Here is an 8074-nt window from a genome sequence, read left to right on the forward strand (position 1 = left end):
AAAGCCGCCTAGCTTCTTTCCTCATACACCAGATTTGACAGTAACTCACATACCCACCGTCCAGGCCGTGGTACAAGCCTGTAATGACTCGGGGCTTTGCCTTCCACCCTCGACGCTTTCTACGTCGATTCCGAGCACCGTGAACCCATCGCTACCTTAAGCTGCCTAAAAGCTTCAAAAGGGTCTGAGCCGTAGTGGGGATGCAGGCAGCCCGAGCTGGCTCAGTAATGCGGCCGATACGCTCAGTTGCCGTATTTTCTATGCGCCCAGATCAGTAATGCGGCTCCCGTGGTAATCCAGACATCGGCCAAGTTGAATGCCGGCCAGTGGTACTGTGCGTAGTGGAAATCGAGAAAGTCGACCACATGGCCGCGTAGCAGGCGATCCGTCAAGTTGCCCAGTGCACCGCCTAGAATCGCACTGAGTGCTATTCCTTGACCTTTCGAAGCCACCCCGCGCCACAGCCAGCCCAGCAGCATGGCCGACATGACAACGGCGACACCGATCAGGAATGCCCGCTGCCAACCACCCGCATCGGCCAGAAAGCTGAATGCGGCACCTGTATTGTGTAGATGGATCCAGCTAAAAAACTCTGTGACGGCTCTGCGCTCACCATAGGCGAGATAGGTGCTGGCCGCGTACTTGGTTGCTTGATCCAGAAGCAGCATCACGAGGGATAATCCCAACCAACGCAGCCTGTCGGCCGGGCTAGAACTTTTCAGCGTGTCCTCCCCTATCGTCACCCGCGCAGACACAAGCTATGCTTCCTGTTTGCACCGCGCGAAGATATCGCCATGTTCAAGGGCTTTCCGAGGACGGTGATTCCTGAAGCTCGTCTCGCGTTTGGCGCGCGTCCTTCAGGATGCGGATACCGCCGCGTAACACGATAAAACCAACGACCAAACCGATAATGAGATCGGGGTACCGCGTGTCGAAGTAGTAGACCAGCGCGCCACCGACAATGACGCCGATATTGGCGATTACATCGTTGGCCGAAAATATCCAGCTCGCGCGCATGTGCACATCGCCTTGTCGGTGGCGGGCGATGATAAGCAAACAGGTTGTGTTTGCCACGAGTGCCGCCGCGCCCATCAGCATCATGTAGCTGGGCTCGGGATTGCTGCCCATCAGGGTTCGCCGAACCACCTCACCCACGGCGAACAGCGCGAGCAGTATTTGCACGACGCCGCCGATGGAAGCGGCGCGCGCCTTGTGATGGGCGGCGCGCCCCACCGCATACAGCCCCGCAGAATAAACCGCTGCATCGGCGAAGTTGTCGAGCGAGTCGGCGATCAAGGCGGTCGAGCCGCCTAGCAAACCAATCCCGAACTCAGCTAGAAACATGACGCCGTTGATCGCCAACAGCCAGTAGAGCGCCTTTTGTTGGGCCTGGTCTTTGGCCTCGAATTCACAGCCGCAATCGGCCATCCCGTGTTCCCTCCACCAGCGCAATCATGCGCCAAACTCTGTTGGATATAAGACGACGATAAAACCTCTAGCGACTAAAGGGTCAAGCACTCAGCGAGACTGAATTTCGTTTGTCTTTTTTCCTACCCCAACGAGCACGACCAGTGCGATCCCGACGACAGCCAGCACCGGTTTGTCCTGCCAGCGGACGTAGGGCGTGGTCCCCGTACGCGGGGTGACCTCTGCCTGCAAAACAGTCGGCTCGAACTGAGGCGCGCGCGCCAGCAGTTGACCGTTGTGATCGATTACCGCCGTGAGCCCGGTATTGGTGGATCGGACAAGCGGGCGCCCAGTTTCAACGGCGCGCATTTGGGTAATTTGCAGGTGTTGATGCGGCCCTAGGGAGTCTCCGAACCACGCGTCGTTACTCAGATTGACCAACAACTGCGCGGTTGGGAGCAGGTCAGTGACTTCAGCGCCGAACACCACATCAAAGCAAATCAATGCGCCGATGGGCATGCCGGAGGCATATAGTAGTTGTGGCTGCTGGCCTGCCCTGAAGTCTTCAAGCGGTGCGCCCAGAATATTCAACCATGGGCCCACAAATCGACGCAGTGGGACGTATTCACCGAAGGGCACCAGATGCCGTTTGTAATAGAACTGACTTGGGCGAGCCAGGCTCACTGCAGAATTGTATGCTTCGCCCTGGCGTGTACGCATGGGGATACCCAGCATAAGGGTCGATCCGCGCTCGCCGAGGCGTACTTGAAGTCGGTCTAGATATTCAGAGGTTTGATCGAACCACGCCGGCACGGCGGTTTCCGGCCAGACTATAAGGTCCGTTCCAGCGTATGGCTGTGTCAGTGCCCTATAGCGCCTCAAAGTGAACGCCAGCGCTCCTGACTCCCATTTCCTGTCTTGTTCCACATTCCCCTGCACAAGCGCAATGGACAGTGGCTTGGCTACTACCGGCTCGGTCCATTCACGATCAAGCAATGAAATGCCAAGCAATAGCGCCACCAGTGCGCCGCTTGTGATTCCCAGGCGCCGCAAGCTCAAACGAAGAATCATCCACGCAAGGCCCCCCGCCATAACGGTCACCACAAAGCTCACGCCCAGCACGCCAAATACGGGTGCGATCGCGGCAAGCGGCGTGCCGATCTGGCTGTAACCTAAAAAAAGCCAAGGAAAACCGGTCAGGAACCAGAGCCGGACCCATTCGCTCAGTACCCATGCCGCTGGCAAACCAAACCATAGAGCAACGCCATTCATCCGGGCGGATAAGGTGCGCACGAGAAATACCACTGACCACGGGAACAAGGCCAAGAGGGCTACAAAGCCTACCGTGACGAGCAGGGCTGCTACGGGTCCGCTGCCATAGCGATTGATGCTGATAAACACCCATGAAACGCCTACACCGAAGTAACCCAACCCGAAGAAGTAGCTTGCCCACAGCGCAGCACGTTTTGGTAGACGCACGGCCAACAGGAATAGAACCGCCGGCGACAGCACGGCCAGCCAATACCAACCTAACGGCGCGAAAGCGAGCGGCAAAACGCCGCCAGCGAGCAACGCCAGACCATAGACCACGAGCATGATTGGGAGTGCTGAGACGTTGCGCGCCGACATGCGGTTGATCGAAGCTCGGTTGCACACAGGATATTCCTACGCTTTAGTTGCGAGCGTGCTGCAACAGCCACACACTAAGTCCTCGAGCTACTAGAGCTTCAAGCGCGAGAAGGTTATGAGGCAATCCGATCTACGGATTGGCGATCTCGCCCGACACACGGGCGTAGGTGTAGCCACGATTCGTTACTATGGCGACGTAGGCCTGCTACCGGAAGCAGGCCGTAGCGAGGGCGGCCAGCGCCACTACCGCCCTTCACATGTCGAACGGCTCATGTTCATCAAGCACTGCCGGGAACTGGGCTTCAGCCAAGACAATGTACGCATGCTGCTGACGCAAGCCGATCAGAGTGATGCCTCCTGTGAAGACGTCGCTCGACTCGCTAAAGAGCATCTCGAAGCCGTGCGTAAGAAGCTTACGGCCTTGCAGGCGTTGGAAATGTCGTTGGAGGATATGATTCATGCCTGCCGCGGTGGTCGAATCCAGAATTGCCGCATCATCGAAGCTTTAGCGGCCAATGAATAACGTTACCGATAGGCTGCGGGCGCGCGTCGCTGCTTAACGTACGATTTTCCCGTTTCGTGTTTTGACCCAAACAAAGTCGATGAACGGCGGAAAAGACAATCACGTTTTCATCAGATCGATTCTTTTCTAGTTTGTATTGTCGCTCGGCGACTTGGGTGGAGCCGTTCTTTTGCACAGAGGCGCCGCCGGTACGGCGCAGGCGCTAACCTACATCCGGCAGAGTGGCACTCGGCGGCGTTTCTCGGCGGCCGATAAAAGCGTCTCAAGACGTTTTTCAAGCACTCTCTACCGGGGCACGTCGGTTAGGGAACTCGGAATAGCTAATCGCGCGAGGCCGGCTATCGACCTAAAGTGGACCATCCCAGTCAGCGATCGGCACCCATGCCAAGCCTTTCGAAAATGACTTGACGGGCAGTCGTATCAGGCACCCTTAATTCGATGTGGTTTGATGCCCAGTGAAACAGATGCTCGGCGGCGACGCTCGACCGGATTTGCTCATTCAGTGGATACAGTCGCCAATGGCCCAAACCGTATCGGTCACCCACTACAGGCAAGCATGAGCCTCCACCAAGATTTACCAGCACCGACTCGGCCCGGTTTGAACTTGCACCGCCCGCGACTGGATAGGCGCTGGTGACGGCGCATCGAGTATGTCTTGTTGCTACCGTATTTACGCGTGGCAAATTGAACCTGAAACGACCTGGCTGAGACTGGACTAACGATCGGAAAACTCGCGGCGGCCGCCGGCGTAAATCTGCAAACTGTGCGCTATTACCAGCGACGCGGATTGATCGATCAGCCGCCCAAACCTTCCACTGGCTACCGTCGCTATCCGCGCGCGACCGTTGACCGCATTCGTTTCATCAAGCGCGCGCAGGGCCTGGGTTTCAGCCTTGACGAAATCGGCGAGTTGCTAAAGTTGGGCGACGGCCATTGCGATGATGTACGCCGTGTCGCCGAAAATCAGCGCGCGCTGCTGGCAGCCCGCATCGCCGATCTGGCCGCAATGCAAGACACGCTGGATGGGCTGATCGATCGCTGCCGGAACGCGCATGCTCCCGACCATTGCCCGCTGATCAAGACGCTGTCCCACCGCGACTGAAATAACTCAGCCAGCCCTTGACACGGTACCTGAGTACCGCGTTTAAGCTGCGCTTCGTCCGATTATCGAACCGGCACGGAGCCTTTTCATGAACGACCCCACGACCGCGACCGGTCGCACCACCTGGGCCCAGATCGGCGCCGTACTCGCCGCGGTCGGGGCTTCCCTGTGCTGTGTAGCGCCGGTGTTGTTGATATCGATTGGTGTCGGCGGCGCTTGGATGAGTTCGCTCACTGCACTGGAACCGTATCGGCCGATATTCGTCGTCATTACGCTGGCGCTGCTGATTTTTGCCGGTTGGCGGCTGTATCGCCGCGAGCCGAGTTGCGATTCCGATACAGCGTGCGCACGACCCGCGGTCAAGCGCCGTCAGCGCCTCATCTTCTGGCTGCTCGCATTACTCGTCACGGCACTGCTCACCTTTCCCTGGTACGCGCCGGCTTTTCTCTAAGGAACGATCGTCATGGTTCGAAAACAACGCATGATTCTAGTGGCCACCATGCTGCTGGTGGGCACGGTCTGGATACAAGGCGCTTTTGCGGCGGCTGAAAGGACCGTAACGCTTGCGGTGGGTCATATGACCTGCGCGACCTGTCCCTTTGTGGTGCGCAAGGCGCTCCAGCAGGTCGACGGCGTCGACACGGTGCGCGTGGACTACGAGTCCAAGACCGCCACGGTCGCCTTCGATCCGAAGATTGCTTCGGTCTCGGACTTAACCGCGGCCACGACCCGCGCTGGCTATCCGTCCGAGCCAACGGAGTAACACCACATGGGCCGCAATAAAAAGCTGTTCAGTGTGGGCATTGCAGGCACCGTCATCGCGGCGCTGTGCTGTTTCACGCCGGTGCTGGTGATCCTGTTCGGCGTCGTCGGTCTTTCTGCGCTGGTGGGCTATTTGGACTATGTGCTGCTGCCCGCGCTGGCCTTTTTCCTGGGGCTGACGATCTACGCCGTTTATCGGCGTAAGAAAATGGCCTGCTAAACCCGACCGATCCGGAACCCAAATGAAACGCATACTCGCTATTCACGGCATGACCTGCGCGCACTGCGCCCAAAGGGTCGAGGACGCGCTCAATGCACTTCCTAGCGCAAGCGCTGTGGTGTCCTATGCCGAGCGCCGTGCCGAAGTCCAGTTGGATGACGGCACAGATGAAACCACGCTGATCGAAGCGGTACAGGCCCAAGGCTACGATGCCCGCAACTGGGACGACGAATCTTCGCTTGCCCAGTCTTCACGGGTCGCGGGAGAAGACGAAAACCGCCATATCGCGATCATTGGCAGTGGCAGCGGCGCGTTTGCGGCTGCCATCCGCGCCGTTGAGGCAGGGGCGCGGGTGAGCATGATCGAGTCGGGCGACATCATTGGCGGCACCTGCGTCAATGTGGGCTGCGTGCCGTCCAAGATCCAGATTCGCGCCGCCGAACTGGCCCAGCACCAACGCCACAACCCGTTTGATGGGTTGGCAGATTGCAAGCCAACGATTAATAGGCCACGCCTGCAGCGCCAGCAGCAGTCCCGAGTCGAAGAACTACGCGCGGCCAAGTACCAGAAAATACTCGACGATAATCCATCGATTACGCTGCGCCGCGGGCGGGCCCACTTCGAAGATGCGCATACGCTAATTGTCACGGCACATGACGGGTCCGAAGATCGTTTGGTGACCGATCGCATTCTGATCGCTACCGGGGCTTCCCCAACGATCCCACCGATACCGGGCCTGGCCGACACGCCGTATTGGACGTCCGATGAGGCGGTTTTCAGTCCGGGCACGCCCGAGCACATCATCGTCATCGGCGCCTCTGTCGTTGCCGTTGAACAGGCTCAAGCGTTCCGCCGTTTGGGTTCGAAGGTCACAGTCCTGGCCCGCAGTACGCTGCTATCCAGCGAAGACCCCGCGCTCGGCGAGGGCCTTGCCGCGGCCTTCCGCGCCGAAGGAATCGACGTACGCCAGCACAGCCAGGCGCGTTCCGTACATTTTGCGGCAGGGCAATTCACGCTCGACACCGACGACGGCCCGATCCAGGGCGACCGGCTGCTGGTGGCAACGGGCCGCTCCCCGAACACCCGCGATTTGGCACTAGACAAGATCGGGGTGGTGACCGATGAACGCGGTGCGATCAGGGTTGATGCCTCGCTATGTACCAGCGCCGAGCATATCTATGCCACTGGCGATTGTACGACGCTGCCCCAGTTCGTCTATGTGGCCGCCGCCGGCGGCACCCGCGCGGCCGTCAACATGACCGGCGGTCGGGCGCGGCTGGATCTGTCCGTCATGCCGGCAGTGATCTTCACCGATCCGCAGATCGCGACGGTGGGCTGGATGAACGCCAAGCTCAAGCGCGCGGCCTCAAGATCGAGACCCGTTCTTTAGGGTTGGAACATGTACCACGTGCGCTTGCCAACTTCGAGACCCGCGGATTCGTCAAGCTGGTTGCCGAGGCGGCCAGCCATCGTCTACTCGGAGCTCAAATCTTGGCTCCCGAAGCCGGCGAGATGATTCAGGCCGCTGTATTGGCCGTCCACCACGGCATGACCGTTGAAGCCTTGGGCGATCTGTTGTTTCCTTATCTGGTTCACGTGGAAGCGCTCAAGCTCTGTGCCCAGACTTTTACCAAAGATGTCGAGCAGCTGTCCTGCTGTGCTGGGTGACTGTCGCCGTTAGCGATCGGTTGATCGATCGAGCCGTTGTTCGTCTACCTCTTTCAGTTCGGCGCGAGGCGAGCCTCGCAGCGCTGGATTCGCCATCAAGTCTTGGGGTATTTTCGCGTGACCCGATGTCTTTGATTGGGGCACCACCCAATACAGACCTCCAATGATCGGTTCACCTAGTTTGCCCCTGATGTATGCGATTCAAGCACAAACTTCACGTCGCATGCGGGGCCCACAGAATGATCGCTGCGCCGGCAAGACAAACCGCTCCGCCCAGGGCATCCCAGACGTCGGGCGCGTGCCCTTCTATAGCCCACATCCAAAGGATTGAAGCGACTATATATAGGCCTCCATAGGCAGCGTAAGCGCGTCCTGCTTGATCAGTGGGGCTGAGCGTTAATAACCAAGCGAACGCCGCCAGTGAAACCATGCCCGGAAAAAGCCATAGCGCACTATTCCCCGATCGGAGCCAAGACCAGAACGCGAAGCAGCCGGCGATCTCAGCAAGCGCAGCGCAGGTATAGACCACAAGTGTCGGCATGAGTGACCAGCAGATTTGCTTTTGGCGATGCAGTTTAACGCGAGCAAACCAGCACTGAGCGTTCACGAACTAGGCTGAACTGAAAAACGGTTCGAATCCCGAAGGCGTGTCATGTCGATGTGTTTGCGATAACAGCGCATTAGTGAGTTCGGAAGCTCCGTGAGCGTCCGCTTCTGGCCCAGGCTGTGTGAAAACGCGTGAGTTAGCGTACTTTTCCCCATC

At 58.6% G+C, this 8074-nt stretch carries 9 protein-coding genes and 1 pseudogene; 6 read left to right on the forward strand and 4 right to left on the reverse strand.

Features of this window, described 5'->3' with window-relative positions:
• Positions 1-242: 242 nt before the first annotated feature.
• From lspA to lnt, 3 genes are all read right to left on the reverse strand, one after another.
• Complete coding sequence (gene lspA / locus T5B8_RS19745; RefSeq protein WP_353180979.1) at positions 243-722, reverse strand: signal peptidase II; 480 nt, start codon at positions 720-722, stop codon at positions 243-245.
• Positions 723-798: 76 nt separating this feature from the next.
• The gene (locus tag T5B8_RS19750) at positions 799-1428 is read right to left on the reverse strand and encodes a cation diffusion facilitator family transporter (RefSeq protein WP_293623294.1); all 630 of its coding nucleotides are present in this window, start codon (positions 1426-1428) and stop codon (positions 799-801) included.
• 90 nt (positions 1429-1518) lie between these two features.
• Positions 1519-3036, reverse strand: coding sequence for an apolipoprotein N-acyltransferase (lnt, locus tag T5B8_RS19755; RefSeq protein ID WP_353180978.1), 1518 nt, complete (start codon positions 3034-3036; stop codon positions 1519-1521).
• A gap of 115 nt (positions 3037-3151) precedes the next feature.
• Between lnt and T5B8_RS19760 the strand changes: the two genes are divergently transcribed.
• The 6 genes and pseudogenes from T5B8_RS19760 to merA all read left to right on the forward strand — a co-directional run bounded on the left by T5B8_RS19760 (position 3152) and on the right by merA (position 7311).
• Entirely contained in the window at positions 3152-3559 is a 408-nt protein-coding gene (locus T5B8_RS19760; RefSeq protein ID WP_209064974.1) for a MerR family transcriptional regulator, read from the forward strand.
• Between the two features lie 721 nt (positions 3560-4280).
• Complete coding sequence (locus T5B8_RS19765; RefSeq protein WP_353180980.1) at positions 4281-4661, forward strand: MerR family transcriptional regulator; 381 nt, start codon at positions 4281-4283, stop codon at positions 4659-4661.
• A gap of 88 nt (positions 4662-4749) precedes the next feature.
• The gene (locus T5B8_RS19770) at positions 4750-5112 is read left to right on the forward strand and encodes a mercuric transporter MerT family protein (RefSeq protein WP_209064978.1); all 363 of its coding nucleotides are present in this window, start codon (positions 4750-4752) and stop codon (positions 5110-5112) included.
• Positions 5113-5124: 12 nt separating this feature from the next.
• Positions 5125-5424 carry a cation transporter gene (locus T5B8_RS19775; RefSeq protein ID WP_348767511.1) on the forward strand — a complete coding sequence of 100 codons (300 nt, stop codon included), beginning with the start codon at positions 5125-5127 and terminating at the stop codon, positions 5422-5424.
• A 6-nt stretch (positions 5425-5430) separates the two neighbouring features.
• On the forward strand, positions 5431-5643 hold the full coding sequence (gene merF / locus T5B8_RS19780; protein WP_209064980.1) for a mercury resistance system transport protein MerF: 213 nt from the start codon (positions 5431-5433) through the stop codon (positions 5641-5643).
• 22 nt (positions 5644-5665) lie between these two features.
• Positions 5666-7311: pseudogene (merA, locus tag T5B8_RS19785) on the forward strand (mercury(II) reductase).
• A gap of 214 nt (positions 7312-7525) precedes the next feature.
• Here the strand turns inward: merA and T5B8_RS19790 are convergent.
• Positions 7526-7852, reverse strand: a complete 327-nt coding sequence (locus T5B8_RS19790) for a YnfA family protein (RefSeq protein ID WP_209064985.1) — start codon at positions 7850-7852, stop codon at positions 7526-7528.
• Between the last annotated feature and the right edge of the window lie 222 nt (positions 7853-8074).

This window comes from Salinisphaera sp. T5B8, from assembly GCF_040361255.1.
Taxonomy (GTDB): domain Bacteria; phylum Pseudomonadota; class Gammaproteobacteria; order Nevskiales; family Salinisphaeraceae; genus Salinisphaera.

What these genes read in the sequence shown, in the direction of transcription:
- T5B8_RS19760 (WP_209064974.1), top strand. Translation starts at nt 3,152, where the DNA reads ATGAGGCAATCCGATCTACGGATTGGCGATCTCGCCCGACACACGGGC.
- T5B8_RS19750 (WP_293623294.1), bottom strand. Translation starts at nt 1,428, where the DNA reads ATGGCCGATTGCGGCTGTGAATTCGAGGCCAAAGACCAGGCCCAACAA.
- T5B8_RS19775 (WP_348767511.1), top strand. Translation starts at nt 5,125, where the DNA reads ATGGTTCGAAAACAACGCATGATTCTAGTGGCCACCATGCTGCTGGTG.
- T5B8_RS19770 (WP_209064978.1), top strand. Translation starts at nt 4,750, where the DNA reads ATGAACGACCCCACGACCGCGACCGGTCGCACCACCTGGGCCCAGATC.
- merF (WP_209064980.1), top strand. Translation starts at nt 5,431, where the DNA reads ATGGGCCGCAATAAAAAGCTGTTCAGTGTGGGCATTGCAGGCACCGTC.
- T5B8_RS19790 (WP_209064985.1), bottom strand. Translation starts at nt 7,852, where the DNA reads ATGCCGACACTTGTGGTCTATACCTGCGCTGCGCTTGCTGAGATCGCC.
- lnt (WP_353180978.1), bottom strand. Translation starts at nt 3,036, where the DNA reads ATGTCGGCGCGCAACGTCTCAGCACTCCCAATCATGCTCGTGGTCTAT.